We start from the raw sequence: 19,946 nt of genomic DNA on the forward strand, positions 1-19,946 counted from the left end.
ATCAAGCACTCCCTTGGAAGGGCGTTCCGTGTACGAAGGCGTGGTGCAGGACCTCATCGACGAACTGGGCAGGCTGCCCGGCGTCGGTCCCAAGAGCGCGCAGCGGATCGCCTTCCACATCCTCCAGGCCGAGCCGACCGACGTACGGCGTCTCGCGCACGCGCTCCTGGAGGTCAAGGAGAAGGTCAGGTTCTGCGCGGTCTGCGGCAACGTGGCACAGCAGGAGCAGTGCAACATCTGCCGCGACCCCCGCCGCGACCTGACCGTCATCTGCGTGGTCGAGGAACCCAAGGACGTCGTCGCGATCGAGCGGACCCGCGAGTTCCGGGGGCGCTACCACGTCCTCGGCGGCGCGATCAGCCCGATCGAGGGCGTCGGCCCGGACGACCTCCGCATCCGCGAGCTGCTCGCCCGGCTCGCCGACGGCACGGTCACCGAGCTGATCCTCGCGACCGACCCGAACCTGGAGGGCGAGGCCACCGCGACGTACCTGGCGCGGATGATCAAGCCGATGGGGCTCAAGGTGACGCGGCTCGCGAGCGGACTCCCGGTCGGCGGCGACCTCGAGTACGCCGACGAGGTCACCCTCGGCCGTGCCTTCGAGGGACGGAGGCTGCTAGATGTATGACGACCGGGCCGGTGCGCTCTCAGGGAGGCTCCTCGATGTCTGACCCCACGCTGCACGCGATCACGCAGAACCCCGACGACTTCGCGGTCCAGATCGCCGACTCCATCGAGAGCTTCATCGTCGCGACCACCGAGGTCGCCAAGGGCGACGAGCCGGACAGCGCCGTGCCCTTCCTGCTCCTGGAGATCTCGCAGCTGCTCCTCGCGGGCGGCCGGCTCGGCGCGCACGAGGACATCGTCCCGGACGAGCGCTACGAGACGGACACGGGCCCCGAGCCCGACATGGACGACCTGCGCGAGCGCTTCGCCGTGCTCCTCGAACCGGTCGACGTGTTCTCCGAGGTCTTCGACCCGTACGAGCCCCGCAAGGCCCCGGTCCCGGCCCGCATCTCCGACAACCTCGCCGACATCGTCGCCGACCTCCGCCACGGCCAGGCCCACTACCGCGCGGGCCGCACCAGCGAGGCCCTCTGGTGGTGGCAGTTCTCGTACTTCTCCAACTGGGGACCCACCGCCTCCGCCACCCTCCGCGCCCTCCAGTCGCTCGTCGCCCACGTCCGCCTCGACCAGCCGCTCGCGGCGCTCGACGGCCTCGACACCGACGAGGACCTGACCGAGGACGACCTCGCCGAGGAGGCGGGCCGCGTGATGGCCGAGGAGATCGGCGCCCCGCTCGGCCTGCGCACGCTGAGGAAGTAGCGCCCGGCCCGGCCTGCGCACGCTGGGAAGCAGCGCCAGGCTCGGCCTGCGCGCGCTGAGCAGGCAGCGCCCGGCTCCTCGACGGCGTGTGAGCCCGCGCACATCTCGGGCTCCCGCCGCGTACCCCCGGCTCTCCCGGGCAGGCAGACCCACCGGGCGGTCCGGACCGTCCAGGCCGTGATCACTGACTGAGCGGGACATCTCAGGATGCGATATACGGTCGGCGATTCCGGGCCGCTCGTTAAACTGAGCCGACCGCAGTAATGACTGCGGCAGAGACTGATCGAGGAGCGCACGTGGGCCTTGTCGTGCAGAAGTACGGAGGCTCCTCCGTTGCCGATGCCGAAGGCATCAAGCGGGTCGCCAAGCGGATCGTGGACGCCAAGAAGAACGGCCACCAGGTGGTCGTCGTGGTTTCCGCGATGGGCGACACGACGGACGAGTTGATCGATCTCGCCGAGCAGGTATCCCCCATTCCTGCCGGGCGTGAATTCGACATGCTGCTGACCGCCGGAGAGCGGATCTCCATGGCCCTGCTGGCCATGGCGATCAAAAACCTGGGCCACGAGGCCCAGTCGTTCACGGGCAGCCAGGCCGGTGTCATCACCGACTCGGTCCACAACAAAGCGCGCATCATCGATGTCACGCCGGGCCGTATCCGCACCGCCCTCGACGAGGGCAACATCGCCATCGTCGCCGGCTTCCAGGGCGTGTCCCAGGACAAGAAGGACATCACCACGCTCGGCCGCGGCGGGTCCGACACCACCGCCGTGGCGCTCGCCGCCGCGCTGGACGCCGAGGTCTGCGAGATCTACACCGACGTCGACGGCGTGTTCACCGCCGACCCGCGCGTGGTGAAGAAGGCGAAGAAGATCGACTGGATCTCCTTCGAGGACATGCTGGAGCTCGCCGCCTCCGGCTCCAAGGTGCTGCTGCACCGCTGCGTCGAGTACGCGCGCCGCTACAACATCCCGATCCACGTGCGCTCGTCCTTCTCGGGACTGCAGGGCACCTGGGTCAGCAACGAACCGCTCTCCGACGCAAAGGACCAGAAGGTGGAGCAGGCCATCATCTCGGGTGTCGCCCACGACACCTCGGAGGCGAAGATCACCGTCGTCGGCGTGCCGGACAAGCCGGGCGAGGCCGCGGCCATCTTCCGGGCCGTCGCCGACGCCGAGATCAACATCGACATGATCGTGCAGAACGTGTCCGCCGCCTCGACGGGCCTCACGGACATCTCCTTCACCCTCCCCAAGGCCGAGGGCCGCAAGGCCATCGACGCCCTGGAGAAGGCGAAGACCGCGATCGGCTTCGACTCGCTGCGCTACGACGACCAGATCGGCAAGATCTCCCTGGTCGGCGCCGGGATGAAGACCAACCCGGGCGTCACCGCGGACTTCTTCCGCGCCCTCTCCGACGCCGGCGTGAACATCGAGCTCATCTCGACCTCCGAGATCCGCATCTCGGTCGTCACCCGCGCCGACGACGTCAACGAGGCCGTCCGCGCCGTCCACAGCGCCTTCGGCCTGGACAGCGACTCGGACGAGGCCGTCGTCTACGGAGGCACCGGACGATGACCCCGAAGCCGACACTCGCGGTCGTCGGTGCGACCGGAGCCGTCGGCTCGGTGATGCTCCAGATGCTCACGCACCACGCGGACGTCTGGGGCGACATACGCCTCCTCGCCTCCCCGCGCTCGGCCGGCCGCAAGGCCGCCGTGCGCGGGGAGGAGTGCGAGATCCTCCCACTCGACGAGGAGGCACTGGAAGGCGTCGACCTGGCGCTCTTCCTGGTGCCCGAGACGGTGGCCGCCCGCTGGGCGCCCATCGCCGCCACCAAGGGCGCCGTCGTCGTCGACACCTCCGCCGCCTTCCGCGCGGACCCCGACGTCCCCCTCGTGGTCCCCGAGACCAACGCCCACTCCGCCCGCCTGCGCCCCCGCGGCATCGTCGCGAGCCCCGGCAGCACCACCCTCGCCCTGGTCGTCGCCGTCGGCGCCCTGCACGCCGAGTTCGGACTCACCGAACTCGTCGTCACCGCCCAGCAGGCCGCGAGCGGCGCCGGCGCCGGACAGGCCGGCGTCGAGGCGCTCCGCACCCAGCTCGGCCTCCTGGCGGGCCGCCAGGACCTCGGCACCCACCCCGGAGACGTACGCCGGGCCGTCGGCGAGGACACCGGCCCCTTCCCCGGCCCCCTCGCGCTCAACGTCCTGCCCTGGTCCGGCACGGCCGGCGCCGACGGAGCCTCCACGGAGGAGGAGCACGTACGCGACGAGACCCGGCGGATCCTCGGACTCCCCGCCCTCCGGGTCGCCGCCACCTGCGTCCGCGTCCCCGTCGTCACCGGCCACTCCGTCTCCGTGCACGCCCGCTTCGAGCACCCCGTGCCGCTCGACCGCGCGCACGAGATCCTCGCGACCACACCCGGGGTCGTGCTGTACGACGACCCCGCCGCCGGCGACTTCCCCACCCCCGCCGACGTCGTCGGCACCGACCCCGCCTGGGTCGGACGGGTACGGCGCTCCATGGACGACGAGCGGGCCCTCGACTTCTTCGTCTGCGCCGACAACCTCCGCAAGGGCGCCGCCCTCAACGCCCTCCAGATCGCGGAATCGGTTGTCACATATTTGTAGGATCTGTGAACGACCTGTGAGCAATTAGGCGTCAGATACCTCTTGAACTGCGATGATTCCGTGGTCGACGATGCTCTTCCCCCCTCCTGCAACCAGCGGTCGGGTGGACGGCGTCTCTGCGTGCACTCACCATGTGTGGCGTGGCGCGCTGTGAAAGCGGGGCATCGGGGGAGAACGGTTACGCATGAGGACAAACGACTCACCGTCAAAAACGGTGGCGTACGCGTACAACCCTGCCGGGGGGAAGCGTGTCCAACCTGCGTGGCAGACGTACTCGACATCGCGACCATCGCTCCGCTGCGCGGCGCGGGCACAGCAGTGCTCCCCGCGCGGAGCGTCGCCGTCGTCCCCGCGCGCGGCACGACAGCCGTCCCCGCCCGCGGCCCCGCGGTCGCCCCGGCCCGCGGCACCAGGGCCGTACCGGCCCGCGGCACCGCGATCGTTCCCGCCCGCGGCGCGACGCCCGTCCCCTACCGCCGGCCGCGCCCGCTCGGCGGCATGCCGGTGATCGCCCCCGTGCCCACCGGATCCCGCACGAGCGCCGTCGACGGCATCCCCTCGCCCCGCACGAGCGCCGAAGGCGGCGCGGCGGCCGGGACCACCGTCGACCACCTCACCGAGACCTACCGCGCCCACTACCGGTCGCTCCTCGGCCTCGCCGCCCTCCTCCTCGACGACACGGCCTCCTGCGAGGACGTCGTCCAGGAGGCGTTCATCCGCGTCCACTCGGCCCGCAAGCGGGTGCGCGAGCCCGAGAAGACGCTCGCCTACCTCCGCCAGACCGTCGTCAACCTCTCCCGCTCCGCCCTGCGCCGCCGCATCCTCGGACTCAAGCTGCTGTCCAAGCCGATGCCGGACATGGCCAGCGCGGAGGAGGGCGCCTACGACCAGCTGGAGCGCGAGGATCTCATCAAGGCGATGCGCGGACTCCAGCGCCGCCAGCGCGAGGTCCTGGCCCTGCGGTACTTCTCCGACATGACGGAGGCTCAGGTCGCCGAGGCCCTCGGGATATCCCTGGGCTCGGTGAAGGCGTACGGCTCGCGGGGCATCGCGTCGCTGCGCGTCGCGATGGGAGCGACGTCGTGAGCGAGGCACCCCGCAAGGACCCCGCCGGCGAACCCGCGGGCGACGACACCGCCGGAGCCGAGAGCGCCGGCAGGGCCGAGCGCGGCGTCGACGCCGACGGCACCGCCGGGACCGAGAGCGGCGGCAAGGCCGAGTGCGGCGGCGTCGCCGAGAACATCGCCGAGGCCGAGAGCGGCGGCACGACCGGGCCGGCGCGGCCCGGCGCCGCCGACCAGGGCGCCGCCGAGGGCGCCGACGTCCGGAGCGACGTCCCCGAAGAACGCGACGAACCGAGTGGACAGCGCATGGTGAAGATCGAGCCCGGCCCGGGCGAGGGCGACGGGGACGACGAACTCGCGCTGCGGAGACTGTTCCAGAGCGCCGTCTCCGGACTGGAGCCCTCCCAGGGCTCGCTGGAGCACCTGCGCCGCGCCGTGCCCGCACGCCGCGCCCGCAAGCGGCAGGCCGTCGTCGGCGCCGCCGCCGCCGCGGTCCTCATCGGGACCGCCGTACCCGCCTTCGTGCACGTCGCCTCCTCCGGCGGCGTCTCCGCCGCCGGGAACCCCGTGAACGCCGGCCACGGCGAGGAGGCCCAGGGCGGCACCGGCGCCGAGACCGGCATCGAGGGCGGCCAGAGCGCCCAGCCCCCCACGAGCACCGGATCGCCCAGCCAGGGCGCCTCCGAAGGCTCCGGGGGCAAGCCGCAGCAACCGGGCCCCGGCACCTCGTCCGGCAGCGGACGCGGAGCGGAAGCCCTCCCCGGAGCCTTCCCCGCCTGCACGGCCGCGCAACTCGGCGTCAGCTCGGCGGGCGCCGGCGGACCCGACGGCGAGGGCAAGGTGCACGGCACCTTCCGCATCTCCAACATCTCCGACCGGGCGTGCGTCGTGGAAGGCGCCGGAGTCGTCGGCTTCGAGGCCCGCGGCGCCGCCGACCCGGCGCGGATCTCCGTGATCCGGCACACCTCGGGAGACGGCGGCAGCGGACTGCCCGACCCCTCCCAGGAGTTCTCCGCGATGGCCCTGAAGCCCAGCGGCTCCTACGAGGTGAAGTTCGTCTGGGTGCCGAGCGAGACCTGCCCGACCACCCCCACCACGCCGCCCCCGACCGTGGTGCCGCCGACCGAACCGCCGACCACCCCGCCGCCCACGCCCACCCCGACCGGCGGAACGAGCAGCCCCGACCCCAGCGAGGGCACGGGCTCCGGAGGAAGCGGCACGGATCCGGGCACCGGCCCCGACACCGGCTCCGGCGCGGCACCCCAGCTGCTCCGCGAGGACGGCGGCCCGGCCGACGGCAGCGTCCTGGTCAGCCACGTCGCCGAGCCCGGCGGCCCCGCGGCGTCCGCCACCATCCCCGACGCCTGCGCCGGCACGATCTACCGGACCGGGGTCCTGGCGGGGCCCTGAGAGGCCCGAGAGCCCTGAGGCGGGAGCGGGCGCCCGGTCCCGGGCGCCCGGGAGCGAGTTACCTCGGGAGCGAGTACCCCGGGGGCGAGTACCCCGGGAGCGGTCATGAGGGAGCGGGCATCAGGGGGGCTTCCCCGCCCCCCTCCCTCCCCGCCCCTCCCCGCCCCTCCCCGTCTCCTACAGACCCAGCGCCTCGTCGCGGGACGCCTCCGCCTCGCGGCGCACCAGGCGGAACCACATGAAGAGCACGAACCCGGCGAAGACGAACCACTCCGCGGTGTAGCCCAGGTTCTGGAAGGCCTTCGCGTCCAGGCTCGTGCCCGCCGCGGCCGCCGCCGGGACCGGGGTCAGGCCGGCGGGGGAGTCGGCGAGGGTGATCCAGGCGTCGTAGACGTCGTCCGTCACCACGTTCACCAGGGACGCCGCACTGATCATCCCCAGCTGCCCCTCGGGCAGCCCGCCCGCCGCGTTGACCCCCTTGGTGCCGCCGTTCTCCGAGGCCTGGAGCGCGCCCACGACCGTGACCTCGCCGGACGGCGGGGCCGGGACCTTCGCACCCGTGGGGAGCCAGCCGCGGACCACCGGGAGCGAGCGGCCCCCGTCCGTCCGCAGCAGCGTCAGGACGTAGCTGCCGGTCCGGCCGCCCAGGTCACGGTCCGGGACGAGGAACTGCGCCCCGAACCGGCCGCGCGCCTCCGCCGAGCGGCCCGAGGTCTCCTGGTCCACCGGGAGCAGCGAGTCCAGCGGCGCCGTCTTCATCGTGCTCACGGCGGGCCGCTTCTCGGCCTCCTCGTGGGAGTCGACGCGATCCTCGAACTTGCCCAGCTGCCAGGTCCCCATGAACACGCAGAACGGGATCGCCAGCAGGACGAAGACGTTGATCCCCCACCAGCGGGGCGTTCTCAGGAACCGGTACACGCCCCCCACGGTACGGGGGCCGCCCCGGCGGCCCGTCGGCCGGGTCCCCGCCCGCCTCAGCCCCGCACCGGCCCACCTCCCAGGTGCTTCGCGGCGAACGCCAGGTCCAGGCCGACCTGCTTGATCCGCTCCTCCACCACGAGGGAGCCGTGGCCCGCGTCGTACCGGTACACCTCGTGGACCGCGCCCCGGGCCGCGAGCCGCTCCACGTAGTTGTCGATCTGGCGGATCGGGCAGCGCGGGTCGTTGACCCCGGCCGAGATGTGGACCGGCGCCCTCACCGCGTCGACGTAGGTGAGCGGCGACGAGGCCGCGTACCGCTCGGGCACCTCCTCGGGCGAGCCGCCGAGCAGCGTCCGGTCCAGGGCCTTCAGCGCCTCCATCTCGTCCTCGTAGGCCGCGACGTAGTCCGCGACGGGGACCGCGGCCAGCCCGACCGCCCAGGCCTCCGGCTGCGTACCGAGGCCGAGGAGCGTCAGGTAGCCGCCCCACGAGCCGCCGGACAGCACGAGCCGGGCCGGGTCGGCGAGACCGCTCGCCACCGCCCAGGCGCGGACCGCGTCGATGTCCTCCAGCTCGATCAGGCCGACCCGGTGCTTGAGGGCGTCCGTCCACTCCCGGCCGTACCCCGTCGAGCCCCGGTAGTTGACCCGGACCACCGCGTACCCGTGGTCCACCCAGGCCGCCGGGCCCGACGCGAAGGCGTCGCTGTCGTGCCAGGTGGGGCCGCCGTGGACCTCGAAGACCGTCGGGAAGGGGCCCTCGCCGTCCGGCCGCTGCACCAGCGCGTGGACCCGGCCGCCGGGGCCCTCCACCCACACGTCCTCCACCGGCACCGAAGCCGGGGCCTTGGGGCCGGGCGGGTCGAGGACGACGCCGCCGTCCGTGGACCGCACCACCGGCGGCTCGGCGGCCGAGGACCACAGGTACTCCACGCTGCCGTCCGGCCGGGCCGTGGCGCTCGACACCGACCCGGCCGGCGTGTCCACCCGGACCAGGGCGCCGGTCGCGATCTCGTACCGCCACAGCTCGCTGCGGGCCTCGAAGCTGTGCACGATCAGCAGGCCCGAACCGTCCGGGTACCACTCGGCCGACACGTCGCCCGGCAGGTCGAGCCGGAGGTCCTGCTCGGTGCCCTCCGCCACGTCCCAGATCATCGGCTCCCAGCGGCCGCGCCGCTGGTGTCCCACGAGCAGCCGGCTGTCGCCGTCCACGGGGGCGAAGCCCAGGACCGCGAGCCCCAGCTCCTCCGTGCCGCCCTTGGTGTCGTCGAGCTCGGCGAGGACGCTCGCGTCCGCGGAGCGCAGCACCCGCAGCGCCGAGTGCATGGCGTCCCCGTGCTCGGTGTGCTCGACGGCGATCAGGGCGCCGTCGTACGACAGGTCGCCGACCCCGGCCGACTCCCGGTGCCGGTAGATCTCGACCGGTGCGTCGGCCCCGGGGCGCACGAGGTGGACCGTCGAGCCGTCCTCGTCCGTGGAGCGGCCCACCAGGAGGGTGCCGTCCCGGCCGATGGCGAGGCCCGCGGGATAGGAGGCGTCGAGACCCGGAACGGCCGGCTCGTCCGCGCCGCCGGCGAACGGCTGGCGCATCCACACCCCGAACTCGTCCCCGTCGGTGTCCGCGAACCACCAGATCCAGGCGCCGTCGGGCGACAGCGTGCCGTCGGTCGTGCCGTTCGGCCGGTCCGTCACCTGACGCTGCTCCCCGGTCGTCCGGTCCCAGGCGTACAGCTCGTACGTGCCCGTCGCGTTCGACACGAAGAGCGAGCGGTCGGGGGCCTCCTCCGCCCACTCGGGCAGGGAGACCCGCGGTGCGCGGAAGCGTCGCTGCCAGGCGGGGGCCTGGTCGGTGGGCTCGGTTCCGGGCTCGGGGCGCTTGCTCTCAGTCATGGCACCCATGATGCTCCGCGCGGAGGACAATCGGGTCGCGTCCCCCTGGACCTGTGGATAACCTCGCGGGCATGTACTCGCCGACGCCCGACGACTGGCACGAGGTCAACCGCGCTCGCTGGGACGAGCGCGTCCCGATCCACGCCGCGAGCGACTTCTACGCCCTGGACGCCTTCCGCGCCGGGAAGGACGCCCTGCGCGACTTCGAGCTCGCGGAGGTCGGGGACGTCACCGGCCGGTCCCTGCTGCACCTCCAGTGCCACATCGGCCTCGACACCCTGTCCTGGGCCCGCCACGGCGCCTCGCAGGTCGTCGGCCTGGACTTCTCCGAGCCGGCCGTCGAGACCGCCCGCTCGCTCGCCGCGGACCTGGGCTTCACCCAGGACCGGGCGGCGTTCGTCGCGGCCGACGTGTACGACGCCGCGGAGGCCGTCCCGGACAGCGCGTACGACATCGTCTACACCGGCTGCGGCGCGCTGAACTGGCTGCCCGACATCGTGCGCTGGGCGGAGACCGCGGCCTCGCTCGTCGCTCCCGGCGGCTTCCTGTACGTGGCGGAGTTCCATCCGCTGACCGACTCGCTGGACGACGAGACCGGCAGCCGGATCGTGAACGACTACTTCGTGCGCGAGCCCTGGGTGGACACCACTCCGGGCACGTACGCCGAGCTGGACGCCGCGACGGTCCACAACCGCAGCGTGGAGTGGGTGCATCCGGTCGGCGAGGTCGTCACCGCGCTCGCCGGGGCCGGCCTGCGGATCGAGTTCCTGCACGAGCACGACGCCTCGCTGTTCCCGCGGTACGGGGCGCTGCAGCGGCACGAGGACGGCTACTACCGCTTCCCGTCGGACCGGCCCCGCATCCCGATGATGTACTCGATCAAGGCGACCCGCCCGGCCGCCTGACCCACCGCGCCGGGGAGCCCGCCGCCGCGGAGAGCGCGGGCCGCCGCGGAAGCCGGATCAGGGGGCGTCGGGGCGGATGTGATGGGTCCGCCGCCCGTCGGGGCCGAGGACCTGCGCCCCGATCTTGTGGGTGCGCAGGGCGAGCGCCGTGCCCGCGATCCGCAGGGCCGGAGCGGCCCGTACGAACGCCGCCGTGACCTCGTGCAGTTCGTCGACCGTGCGGAGCCACATGGCGACGGCCAGGTTGTGGGGGCCGGTGACGGAGGTGACCAGCCGGGTCTGCGGGAGCCGGGCGAGCGCGGCCACCGTCGCCGGCACCTCCAGGGGCGGTACGTCGGTGGTGACCATCGCCCACATCGGACGCCCGGAGAACCTCGGGGCCGGCAGGCAGTGGTGGTGGAGGGTGCCGCCGGCCGACAGGGCGTCGAGCCGCCGCCGTACGGTCGACTCGCTCGTACCGCACTGGCGGGCCAGCTCGGCGGCGCTCCGGCGGGCGTCCCCGGCCAGTTCCGCGATCAGCCGGCGGTCGAGCGCACTGAGGTGGGGGAGGGCACGCGCGTGCGTGCGCGGCCGCCGGTCCCCGCCGGTGAGCTCCGTGAGGTGCTGGACCTGGCCGGGGGTGAGCTGCTCGATCCGGGACCGGTAGGGGCGGTTGTGCATCCGCGTGACGACCTGGGTGCGGCAGCGCAGCACTCCGGGCAGCCGCCGTACGCGTCCGGCGAGGTAGCCGTCGAGGGCGTGCAGGTCGGGGGAGATCACGAGCAGGACGAGGTCGGCGTCGCCGGTCACCTGGTGGACGCCGAGGGTGTACGGATCGCCCGCCACGTCGGCGGCGGTGGCCTCGGAGGTGCCCGCGGCGCATTCCAGCTCGACCCAGGCGTAGAGCATCTCGTCCGTGCCGTGGCGGGCGGCGAGCAGCGAACTCCAGGCGTACCCCCCGGCCGTGAGGTGCTCCCAGCGGCGTGCGAGGGTGTCGGGACTGGTGCCCAGTACGGCCGACAGCTGGGTCCAGCTGGCGCGCGGGGCCATCTGCAGTGCGTGGATCAGCGAAAGATCCGCCTCTCCCAGGACGGATTCCCCGGTCGTCATTTCCCTCCCTGGTCGATCCCCGGCAAACCAGGGGTGCGGCTTGCGGGGCGCCCCAGGATGGTGAACCGAGGCGTATGCATTCAAGCCGCAACGGCGTCGGTTCGCCATGGAGTCGGCAACACCTCACACACGGAGAGGACGGGGGCGGTGCACATGGGGAGCGAGGACCCACCCGCGACGGCGGAGCGCCGGCTCCGGGACGACCCTGCGGCGGACCGGCGGTTCCGCGACGACGCGACGGCTGACCGACGGCTTCACGACGCCACCGCGGCCGACCGGTGCCTCCGCGACGACACCGCGGCCGACCGGCGGTTCCGGGAGGGCGCGGGGGCCGCGGACCCGGCGCCGTGGGCCGGTCCTGCGGCCGACGAGCGGCTCCTGTGGGGCGAGCCGGTGAGCGCGGACCAGCTCGCCGCAGCGGAGCGCGGATACGACCGCTGCGGGCCCGTCGAGCGGCTCCTGTGGGAACGGCTGTCCGTCTTCGAGGGGACCTTCGGCCCGGACGCCGTCCGCGAGGTGTGCGCGTCCTGGGCGCTGCCCCCGGCGGCGGTCCTCGGCGTCCTCGACCGGCTCGTGCCGGTCGCCCTGCTCCGCGTCGACGACCTGTTCGCCGGTGAGGACGACGTTCCCCGCTACTGGATGCCGCACGCGATGCGGGCCGTGGGCGCCCGCCGGCTGACCGAACGCGGCGACCGGCCCGATCTGGTCCTGAGGCACCGGCGGTGGTGCGTGAAGCTCGCCCGGACGGCCGCCGACCGCTGGCAGAGCGGCCGCCAGCTCGACGCCCGTGACCTCGCCCTGCGGGAACTGCCGGACCTGGCCGCCGCCATGGACCCGACGACCTCGTCGCCGCCGCGGGGCGACGAGGCGGACGCCGCCGTCGAGATAGCCGTATCGCTGTGGTTCCTGTGGGTGGTCTGCGGGCGGGCCGCCGAGGGCCGGACCCGGCTGCGGCACGCCCTGGCGCTGCTCGGCGGGGAGCCGTCGGCGCGGGCGCTGTGGCTCGCCGCGTTCCTGGAGCTGGAGTCGGGCCGCCCGGAGGAGGCCGACCCGCTGCTCGTACGGGCCTGGGCGGCGGCGGTCCGGGACGGGGACGGCGGGGCCCTCGGGCTGCTGGCCCACCTGCGGGGTTCGACCGCCCTCTATCAGGGGCGTACGCGTGCGGCGGCGGACGAGTACCGGGAGGCCCTCGCGCTGACCGAGGAGTACCCGGAGTTCGGCCCGACGCGGCACGCCTGCTGGGCGGGTCTCGCGCTCGCCCTGTGCCGTACGGACCCGGAGGCCGCGCAGGAGGCCCTCGACCGGGCCGACCTGGACCGCGAGAGCCGGTGGGGCCGGGCGGCCCGGGACATGAACGCCGAGGCCTGGTCCGCCATGGCCCGGGCCGAGCTCGCGGCGTGGGACGGGGACGCGGAGCGGGCCGCGGAGCACGCCCGGTGGGCGCTCCGTGAGCACCTGCGCCTGGGCTCGGCCGCGGGGGCGGCCGGTGCGGCGGAACTCCTCGCCCAGATCCGGTTGTCGGCGGGGCGGCGGGACGAGGCGGCCCATCTGCTGGGCGCGGTCGACCTGTTGCGGACCTCCGTCTTCGAGTCCTCGTACCGGCCCGCGGAGTTCTGCGTGGCGACCCGCGACCGCAGCGAGCGGGCCCTCCGGTCGCTGCTCGACGGCCCTGAGCTGCGGTGCGCCTACGAGGAGGGGGCGCGGCGCGGTCTGTTCGCGCTGGCGGGGGAGGCCTGAGCTCCGCCTACGATGCGGTCATGTCGTACGCCTTCGCCGTCGCCGCGGTCTTCCTGCTGTTGTTCGCGATCGGTGTGGGGCGGGACCGGCGCCGCTTCGGCAACGCCGTGCTCCTCGGTCTCTCCGTGACGTTCCTCGGGATCGGGCTGCTCGCCGGCGTCGAGGACGCGCCGCCGGGGGTCGCCGAGACCGTGATGATCTGCGGGCTGCTCGTGCTCGGCGTCGGCCCGGTGGTCCTGGCGGGGCTGCTCACGGCGAACGGCGTGAAGATGGTCCGCAAGGAGGGCAGGAGCCCGGCCAACCTGCTGTCGCTCCTCGCCGGGCTCGGCATGTTCGCGGTGATGGTCCTGGCGGTGACGGCGGCCGCGACGGACTCGTGGGCGCTGCGGATAGCCGTCGTCACCCTTCTCCTGGTCCTCGGCTACGTCTCGTTCCTCTTCGTCTGCTTCGTGGGCTACGCGTTCCTGTACGGCCGTCTGAGGCTCCGCCGCGACGCCGACTACGTGGTGGTCCTCGGGTCCGGCCTGACGGGCGGCAGCAGGGTGCCCCCGCTCCTCGCGAGCCGCCTGGACCGGGGGCGCGAGGTGCACGCGAGGCTGGCGGCGCACGGGCGGCGCGACGGCGCGGCCCCGGTACTCATCGTGTCCGGGGGGCAGGGGCCCGACGAGGAGGTGCCCGAGTCCCACGCGATGGCCGACTACCTCCTGGAGCGCGGCTTCCCGGCGGACGCGCTGGTGCGCGAGGACCGCTCGCGGACCACCGAGGAGAACATGCTGTTCAGCAGGGAGCTGATGGAGCGGGACCGGCCCGGCTCCTCGTGCGTGATCGTCACCAACAACTACCACGCCTTCCGGGCCGCGATCCTGGCCCGTCGGACGGGCGTGGACGGCCAGGTGGTGGGTGCGCCGACCGCCGGCTACTTCCTGCCGTCGGCGACCATGAGGGAGTTCGCCGCGGTCTTCCTCCAGTACAAGGTGGTCAACCTCGGGACCCTGGGGGCCCTGATCCTGCTCGGGGCACTCGTGTGGGCGAGCCGCTGAGGCCGGTGCTCGGTCATCGGGGCTGCTCCGTTCCGCGGGGGCGCCGGCCGGCGTACCGCTCCATCTGACCACCGGGCCCGCGGGGCCGCACGCCGGTCGCGGCGCCGGCGCCGCCCGGCCGGCCCGGGCGGTGTGTCCGCCGCCGCAGGGGCGGCGGCGGGCGGGACCGGCGGTCCGTACCTACTCTGGAGGTACGGAGGTGACCCATGAGCCGACGGCACCACTTCCACACCGACCACCTGGGGCACTCGGTCTCCGCGACCGTCCAGACGGGGCACAGGCTCGTCGTCGAGGTCCTCGTCGACGGCAAGGAGACCGGCCATGCCACGACCAAGGACGACGCGGTGACGGTCGCGGTGGAGCTGCCGACCGACCCTCCCACGCCGGTGACCGTACGGGCCGTCGCGGGGCCCGGAGAGCCGGGCTGCACGCTGATCGTGGCGGCGGACGGGGAGCCGCGGGCGATGGAGCCGAGGCCGTACTGAGGGCGGGTCCGCGGGCCCGGGACCGTGCGCGGCCCGGGCGGTCAGGACAGCCAGGCCATCCCGATGACCAGGAAGACGACGAAGGCGATGGCGCCGGCGACGGCGGCCGTCTTGCGGGGGCGGCGCCGGGAGAGCTCGGCGAGGCCGCCGGTGCCGCTGCCGGGCCGCTCGCGCCGCCGGGAGCCGGGCGCACCGGCGGACGGGGATCTGCGGGACGGGGCGGGCGCGGGTCTGCGGCCCTGCGCGGGCATCGGGGACGCCCCGGGCAGGGGCGAGGCGGCGGGAAGCCCGCCGCTCCCCGGTATCGGGCCGGTGCCGGGCATCGGGCCGGCCCCCACGGTCCGGCCGCCCGTCGCGGGAGCCGGACGGGTCGCCGTGCCGGCCGGCAGGCCGACGGTGTGGTGCGGGGCGTGCTGGGCGGGGGCGGGCCGGGCGTAGGCGCGCCAGGCGCCGGAGGAGAACCAGTCGGCGATGGCCTGCGCCGGGGGCCGCTGCTCGGGCTGCTTGGCGAGCAGGCTCAGCAGGTACGCCTCGAACTCGGGCGGCAGCGCCACCCCGAGCCGGGTCGGCGGCGTCGGGGCGCTGTCGATGTGCTGGTAGAGCAGGGCGGTGGCGGTGTCCGCGCGGAAGGGCGTGCGTCCGGTGAGGAGTTGGTAGAGCACGCAGCCGAGCGAGTAGACGTCGGAGGCGGGCGAGGCGGACTGTCCGAGGGCCCGCTCGGGGGCCAGATAGAGGCCCGTGCCCACGATCTGACCGGTCGTCGTGAGCGCGCCGGAGGGGTCGTCGACGAACCGGGCGATGCCGAAGTCGGCGAGCTTGACGGTGCCGTCCGCGTCGACCAGCAGGTTCCCCGGCTTGATGTCCCGGTGCACGACGCCCTGCCGGTGCGCGGCGGCGAGCCCGGCGGCGGCGTGCGCGGCGACCACGGCGACCCGCTCGGCGGGCAGCACCAGCGGGTCGGAGGGGTTCCCGGCGAGGCTGTCGCCCTCCACCAACTCCATGACCAGGAACAGCTTTCCGTCCCAGGTGCCGAAGTCGAAGACGCCCACCACGTGCGGGTGGCTCAGCCGGGCGGCGGTCTGCGCCTCCAGCCGGAACCGGTCGGCGGCGGAGGGGTCGGTCCCGTGCGCCAGCATCAGCTTCACGGCGACGTCCCGGCCGAGCACCTCGTCGGTGGCCTGCCACACCTCGCCCATGCCGCCCCGGCCGATACACACATGAAGCCGATATCGGTCCGCGACCAGCACCTGGAGACCACCCCTTCGACGATCGATCAACTTGACGGAAGGGAACCAGCGTAGAGCCGCCCGGCGACGCACTTCGCCGCGCTCCCCCCGGGGCGTCCGCCGACCCCCGTGAGGAAGCCCACGTCGGGCGCCCGCGTCCCGGGAATCCGGGCGGGGTGATGGACGGCGGCCGAGCCTCGGGTGAACGGGGGGTGGCGTCGTCCGGTTAGCATCGCGGGCCGGAGTGAGTCCGGAAGTGAGGGCCGGCGGACGCCGGGGACCGTGGAACGGAGAGAGTCGTGGCGCGACCTCGTGTGGGTGTGGCGGTACTGACGATGGGCACGCGCCCGGACGAGCTGGGGGCGCTGCTCGGCGCCGTGGCGGCGCAGGACGAGCCCGCCGCCCGGATCGTGGTCGTCGGCAACGGCACGGGGACCCTGCCGGAGCTCCCCGAGGGTGTCACCGGCGTCGAACTGCCGGAGAACCGGGGGGTGTCCGGGGGCCGGAACGTCGCGATCGAGACCCTGCGCGCGTTCGGCGACGTCGACGTGGTGGTGGACCTCGACGACGACGGCCTGCTCGTCGACACGGACGTCTTCCGGCGCCTGGCGGACCTGTACGAGGGCGACGACGCGCTGGGCGTCGTGTCGTTCCGCATCGCCGACGAGACGGGCGAGACGCAGCGCCGCCACGTCCCGCGCCTGGGGGCGAAGGACCCGATGCGCGGCGGCGAGGTCACCACCTTCCTGGGCGGCGGCCACGGCCTGTCGATGGCGATGCTCGACGAGATCGGCGGCTGGCCGGAGGACTTCTTCTTCACCCACGAGGAGACCGACCTGGCCTGGCGTGCCCTGGACGCGGGCTGGAAGGTCGTCTACGAGCCGAAACTCCTCCTCCAGCACCCGAAGACCAGCCCGGCCCGGCACGCCGTCTACTACCGGATGACGGCCCGCAACCGCGTCTGGCTCGCCAAGCGCAACCTGCCGGTCCTGCTCGTCCCCGTCTACCTGGGCGTGTGGACGCTCCTCACCCTGGCCCGCACCCGCTCCCTGCCGGGCCTCGCGTCCTGGTTCGCCGGCTTCGCGGAGGGCGTCCGCCGCTCCGGCGGCCCCCGCCGCCCCATGCGCTGGTCGACGGTCCGCCGCATGACGAGCCTGGGCCGCCCGCCCGTCATCTGACCGGAGCCCGCCGCCCCTCCCGGGGCGGCGTCCGCCCTGCGGGAAGGCTCTGCGCCCCGCCGACGGCGAGGCGCACGCGTGCCTGAACCCGGAAACCACTCAGGGCAGGAGGCTGTCTCAGCTCGCCGGGGCGGACACGGCGGCGTGCAGTTCCCGCACGCCGACGGCACGAGGGTGGCGTCGCGCCAACTCGGTCACGATGCCGCGGATCGCGGGCCGGTCCCTCACCTCGCCGGGGCTCGCACGGTGGGCGTCGAGCAAGGCGCGGGCGGTCTGCTCGGGGCGGCCCCATGCCCACCAGGCACGGGCCATGTCCGTGCCCAGGCGCGCCTTCCGTTCAGCCGTCGGAAAGTGCTCGGGCCGAAGGTTCCGCCCCGCCTCCAACGCTGCGCCGGCGTCGCCGAGGGCCCAGTGGACGCCGACGGCGTAGAGATCCACGGCGGCCGGGCTGATGGGAAAGAGACGCCCGGCAGGCGCCCGGAGCGGTAGGCGCCGTGCGGCCCGCCGTGCCTCCTCGGCCATGGCCAGGGAATCCGCGCGCCGGCCTCCTCGGGCGGCGGTGTAGGCAAGGGTGCACAGCATCTGCGCATAGGCCGACGAGGCCGCGTCTGTCCGCAGTCCTGTCGACTCCACCCGGGCGGCAGCGCCCTCCATGAGGGTCTGGGCTTCCTCGCCCCGGTCCTGGTGGCGCAGCACGATGGCGAGCTCGCGGGAGGCGGCAGCGGCGGCGAGCGGGGACCCGGACACTTCTGCCCAGGTGCGCGCCCGGTCGGAGGCGAGGCGGGCCTGCTCGTAGGAGCCGAGCTTGATCAGCAGGGCGGCGCCCAGGCTGTAGACGGAGGACAACCGGGCCTGGTCCAGCTCGCGGCGTGAGGAGGCGGCAGCGTGCCCGTCGGCCAGGAGGCCCGGCAGCAGCGCGAGGAGCTGCGTGTGGGCCCCCCCTTGTCGTAGAGGTCGCGGGCGGAGGCCACACGGGCGTCCAGGGCACCCCTGCCCGTCGGCGGCGGGGTGTCGGCCAAGGCCCGGTCCATGCCGAGCATCATGGCGGCCGGGACGGTCGCCGTGGCGGCGAGCAACGAGCGGCGGCGCATCGGGTCCTCCTCGGCGTGCGGACTGGCCGACACTCTAGTGCTGGCCGATCCGGTCGGAGCGGGGGGCGCCAGAGAACTCACCAGGACGTGTCGAGGCACGCCCACCGTGGAGGCGGCCCGGTGAATGAGCGTCAGGTCGGATACCCGGGTCCTGCGTTCCATCCGCGAGACCGTCGCCGCCGAGCACCCCAGGTGCCCGCCTAGTTCGGCGAGTGTCCATCCTCGGTGCTCACGGCCCAACCGTACGAGTCCGCCCGCTTGGCGCCGGGCGACTAACTCCCTGACCTTCGCGCTGTTCCACAGCGGGTCACCGGGCACGGGTCCCTCCCCCTGCTACACGATCGGGGGCCACCACGGTACGGGCGCGGGACGGAGCCCGTCGAGCCGTTTGCACAACGTGCAAACGGCTTGCAGAGAAAGCCGGTTCATCACCGGTCGGGTGCCGGGCGCGGTGTTCTCGTCACCACGCCCCGCACCGCGTGGGGCACCTTCCAAGGGAGGCACCATGGCAACCGCAGCCGATATCCCCGTCGCCACCGAACCGGTGACCGGACCGGCCCGCTCCCCGCGTCGTATCGTGCCGGCGGACCTCTGGGAGAAGCAGGTCGGCCTGCTGATGAGGGACCACCCGTACGACTCGGTCATGGCCACCCGCGTCCTCGGCCAGGGCTACGCCTACCTGCTCACCGCCATGTCCCTCCGGGGGCTGGGCCTGGGACTCGCCCCGAGCCGGCTGGTCGACATCGGCGTCCACACGATCATCCTGGACACCGTCGCCTACGCCGAACTGTGCGACGAGTACAACGGCGGGCACTTCCTGCACCACGTGCCCAAGGTCGAGACGAAGAACGACGGGTCGGTCGTCAGGACCGTCCACCTCGTCGCCCGCGCCGGTTGGGAGGTGGACCTCCCGCTGTGGGAGGACGCCGCCGACTGCGGCCCCTGCCACCCGGGCAACGACTCGCACTGACCCGCATGACGCCCTCGGCGGTCCGGGGCGCGGCTCGGGCCGCCGAGGCACGCCCGGGCGACTTTCGCCCGAACCTGCAGCAGCCCCCGCGCGGTGCCGCCAGGATGACCCGGGTGACGACCACGACCCCAGACCTCTGGCACCACTACGGCCGGGCCCGCGCCGCGCAGGACCTCGCGGTCCCCGGCTCCTTCCGCTGGGCCTGGGACCAGCAGGACGGGCCGGGCCCGGAAGTCCTCGGCGACCTCACCGGCAAGACCGTGGCCGACCTCGGTGCCGGTGCCGCCCGTCATGCCGCGCACCTGGCCGTGCACCACGCCCCGAACCGGATCGACGCCGTGGACGCCTCCCCGGCGCAGCACAGCATGGCCACCGCCCTGTACGCAGACCTCGCCCCCCGCCTGCACCTCGTGCAGGCGGACGCCGTCGCCCACCTCCGCGCGAACCCGGGCGCGTACGACGTGCTGTACAGCCACTTCGGTGCGGTGGACTTCACCGACCCCCGCGAGCTGCTCCCGGCCGCCGCCGAAGCACTCCGCCCCGCGGGGCGCCTGGTCTTCTCCACCCTCGCCCACTACCTGTCCGGCAAGCCCGCGCAGCCGGACGTCACGGCCGCCGAGGTGCCCGCGAAGACCCCGGAGGGTGAGAGCGCCACCATGTACCGGTGGGTGCTGCAGGAGCATGTGTGGACCAAGATCCTGGACCAGGCAGGGTTCACCGACATCCGTGTGGAGGAGCTGCCCGCGGGCGCCGGCCCCCGGCCCGCCGCCACCCTCCTCGGCACGGCCGAGCGCCCCGCCCCCTGAGACCGGGCAGGGGGATGCCGCTGCTCCGGGTCGAGTCTCCGGCGGCCCGGGGCGTTCGCGCTGAGGCGTGCTGGATGGCGATCAAGGGCACGAGACTGCCCGTGCCACGGGCCACGCAGACAGAAACAGGTGAGGCACCTACGGAGATCCGTAAGTGCCTCACCTGCTGTTTCGGCT

Annotated in this window: 17 protein-coding genes and 1 pseudogene; 13 read left to right on the forward strand and 5 right to left on the reverse strand. The window is 73.9% G+C overall.

Annotated elements, in window-relative coordinates; all coding sequences use genetic code 11:
* Positions 1-28 precede the first annotated feature (28 nt).
* The 6 genes from recR (at position 29) to ACF09E_RS23795 (ending at position 6,432) form a co-directional block, all read left to right on the forward strand.
* Positions 29-628, forward strand: coding sequence for a recombination mediator RecR (gene recR / locus ACF09E_RS23770; protein ID WP_041662562.1), 600 nt, complete (start codon positions 29-31; stop codon positions 626-628).
* 35 nt (positions 629-663) lie between these two features.
* Positions 664-1,326 carry a DUF5063 domain-containing protein gene (locus tag ACF09E_RS23775; protein ID WP_361847648.1) on the forward strand — a complete coding sequence of 221 codons (663 nt, stop codon included), beginning with the start codon at positions 664-666 and terminating at the stop codon, positions 1,324-1,326.
* A 296-nt stretch (positions 1,327-1,622) separates the two neighbouring features.
* Positions 1,623-2,903 carry an aspartate kinase gene (locus tag ACF09E_RS23780; RefSeq protein WP_015034573.1) on the forward strand — a complete coding sequence of 427 codons (1,281 nt, stop codon included), beginning with the start codon at positions 1,623-1,625 and terminating at the stop codon, positions 2,901-2,903.
* Complete coding sequence (locus ACF09E_RS23785; protein WP_392206900.1) at positions 2,900-3,958, forward strand: aspartate-semialdehyde dehydrogenase; 1,059 nt, start codon at positions 2,900-2,902, stop codon at positions 3,956-3,958. Before ACF09E_RS23780 ends, ACF09E_RS23785 begins: the two co-directional genes overlap by 4 nt.
* Before the next feature lie 261 nt (positions 3,959-4,219).
* Positions 4,220-5,044: a SigE family RNA polymerase sigma factor gene (locus tag ACF09E_RS23790; RefSeq protein WP_392206901.1), complete on the forward strand. Its 825-nt coding sequence runs from the start codon at positions 4,220-4,222 to the stop codon at positions 5,042-5,044.
* Positions 5,041-6,432, forward strand: coding sequence for a hypothetical protein (locus ACF09E_RS23795; protein ID WP_392206902.1), 1,392 nt, complete (start codon positions 5,041-5,043; stop codon positions 6,430-6,432). Before ACF09E_RS23790 ends, ACF09E_RS23795 begins: the two co-directional genes overlap by 4 nt.
* A 177-nt stretch (positions 6,433-6,609) precedes the next feature.
* Here ACF09E_RS23795 and ACF09E_RS23800 read toward each other — a convergent pair whose 3' ends face one another.
* Positions 6,610-7,350, reverse strand: a complete 741-nt coding sequence (locus ACF09E_RS23800) for an SURF1 family protein (RefSeq protein ID WP_361847638.1) — start codon at positions 7,348-7,350, stop codon at positions 6,610-6,612.
* Positions 7,351-7,406: 56 nt separating this feature from the next.
* Positions 7,407-9,251 (reverse strand): prolyl oligopeptidase family serine peptidase, encoded by a 1,845-nt coding sequence (locus ACF09E_RS23805; RefSeq protein WP_392206903.1) that lies wholly within the window; start codon positions 9,249-9,251, stop codon positions 7,407-7,409.
* 62 nt (positions 9,252-9,313) lie between these two features.
* Here ACF09E_RS23805 and ACF09E_RS23810 point away from each other — a divergent pair, with 62 nt between their 5' ends.
* Positions 9,314-10,147 (forward strand): class I SAM-dependent methyltransferase, encoded by an 834-nt coding sequence (locus ACF09E_RS23810; RefSeq protein WP_392206904.1) that lies wholly within the window; start codon positions 9,314-9,316, stop codon positions 10,145-10,147.
* Between the two features lie 57 nt (positions 10,148-10,204).
* On the opposite strand, the gene ACF09E_RS23815 is transcribed toward ACF09E_RS23810, so the two are convergent.
* A complete protein-coding gene (locus tag ACF09E_RS23815; protein ID WP_392206905.1) occupies positions 10,205-11,236 on the reverse strand; it encodes an Lrp/AsnC family transcriptional regulator in 1,032 nt (343 codons plus the stop codon).
* Between the two features lie 153 nt (positions 11,237-11,389).
* Between ACF09E_RS23815 and ACF09E_RS23820 the strand changes: the two genes are divergently transcribed.
* From ACF09E_RS23820 to ACF09E_RS23830, 3 genes are all read left to right on the forward strand, one after another.
* On the forward strand, positions 11,390-12,973 hold the full coding sequence (locus ACF09E_RS23820; RefSeq protein ID WP_392207094.1) for a tetratricopeptide repeat protein: 1,584 nt from the start codon (positions 11,390-11,392) through the stop codon (positions 12,971-12,973).
* A gap of 20 nt (positions 12,974-12,993) precedes the next feature.
* Complete coding sequence (locus ACF09E_RS23825) at positions 12,994-14,013, forward strand: YdcF family protein (protein ID WP_392206906.1); 1,020 nt, start codon at positions 12,994-12,996, stop codon at positions 14,011-14,013.
* Positions 14,014-14,219: 206 nt separating this feature from the next.
* A complete protein-coding gene (locus ACF09E_RS23830) occupies positions 14,220-14,498 on the forward strand; it encodes a hypothetical protein (protein WP_392206907.1) in 279 nt (92 codons plus the stop codon).
* A gap of 41 nt (positions 14,499-14,539) precedes the next feature.
* On the opposite strand, the gene ACF09E_RS23835 is transcribed toward ACF09E_RS23830, so the two are convergent.
* Positions 14,540-15,745: a protein kinase gene (locus ACF09E_RS23835; protein WP_392206908.1), complete on the reverse strand. Its 1,206-nt coding sequence runs from the start codon at positions 15,743-15,745 to the stop codon at positions 14,540-14,542.
* A 278-nt stretch (positions 15,746-16,023) separates the two neighbouring features.
* Here ACF09E_RS23835 and ACF09E_RS23840 point away from each other — a divergent pair, with 278 nt between their 5' ends.
* A complete protein-coding gene (locus tag ACF09E_RS23840) occupies positions 16,024-16,902 on the forward strand; it encodes a glycosyltransferase family 2 protein (protein WP_392206909.1) in 879 nt (292 codons plus the stop codon).
* Between the two features lie 117 nt (positions 16,903-17,019).
* On the opposite strand, the pseudogene ACF09E_RS23845 reads toward ACF09E_RS23840, so the two are convergent.
* Positions 17,020-18,311: pseudogene (locus ACF09E_RS23845) on the reverse strand (helix-turn-helix domain-containing protein).
* Positions 18,312-18,498: 187 nt separating this feature from the next.
* On the opposite strand from ACF09E_RS23845, the gene ACF09E_RS23850 reads away from it, so the two are divergent.
* Positions 18,499-18,963 carry a glycine-rich domain-containing protein gene (locus tag ACF09E_RS23850; protein WP_392206910.1) on the forward strand — a complete coding sequence of 155 codons (465 nt, stop codon included), beginning with the start codon at positions 18,499-18,501 and terminating at the stop codon, positions 18,961-18,963.
* 104 nt (positions 18,964-19,067) lie between these two features.
* Complete coding sequence (locus tag ACF09E_RS23855) at positions 19,068-19,769, forward strand: class I SAM-dependent methyltransferase (RefSeq protein ID WP_392206911.1); 702 nt, start codon at positions 19,068-19,070, stop codon at positions 19,767-19,769.
* Positions 19,770-19,946: the final 177 nt, after the last annotated feature.

Source organism: Streptomyces sp. NPDC014891, from assembly GCF_043081085.1.
In the GTDB taxonomy this organism is placed as follows: domain Bacteria; phylum Actinomycetota; class Actinomycetes; order Streptomycetales; family Streptomycetaceae; genus Streptomyces.

Excerpts from the sequence above, each read along its gene's own strand:
- ACF09E_RS23805 (WP_392206903.1), bottom strand. The coding sequence starts at position 9,251 with ATGGGTGCCATGACTGAGAGCAAGCGCCCCGAGCCCGGAACCGAGCCC.
- ACF09E_RS23830 (WP_392206907.1), top strand. The coding sequence starts at position 14,220 with ATGAGCCGACGGCACCACTTCCACACCGACCACCTGGGGCACTCGGTC.
- ACF09E_RS23825 (WP_392206906.1), top strand. The coding sequence starts at position 12,994 with ATGTCGTACGCCTTCGCCGTCGCCGCGGTCTTCCTGCTGTTGTTCGCG.
- ACF09E_RS23785 (WP_392206900.1), top strand. The coding sequence starts at position 2,900 with ATGACCCCGAAGCCGACACTCGCGGTCGTCGGTGCGACCGGAGCCGTC.
- ACF09E_RS23815 (WP_392206905.1), bottom strand. The coding sequence starts at position 11,236 with ATGACGACCGGGGAATCCGTCCTGGGAGAGGCGGATCTTTCGCTGATC.
- ACF09E_RS23820 (WP_392207094.1), top strand. The coding sequence starts at position 11,390 with ATGGGGAGCGAGGACCCACCCGCGACGGCGGAGCGCCGGCTCCGGGAC.
- ACF09E_RS23775 (WP_361847648.1), top strand. The coding sequence starts at position 664 with ATGTCTGACCCCACGCTGCACGCGATCACGCAGAACCCCGACGACTTC.
- ACF09E_RS23850 (WP_392206910.1), top strand. The coding sequence starts at position 18,499 with ATGGCAACCGCAGCCGATATCCCCGTCGCCACCGAACCGGTGACCGGA.
- ACF09E_RS23855 (WP_392206911.1), top strand. The coding sequence starts at position 19,068 with ATGACCCGGGTGACGACCACGACCCCAGACCTCTGGCACCACTACGGC.
- ACF09E_RS23810 (WP_392206904.1), top strand. The coding sequence starts at position 9,314 with ATGTACTCGCCGACGCCCGACGACTGGCACGAGGTCAACCGCGCTCGC.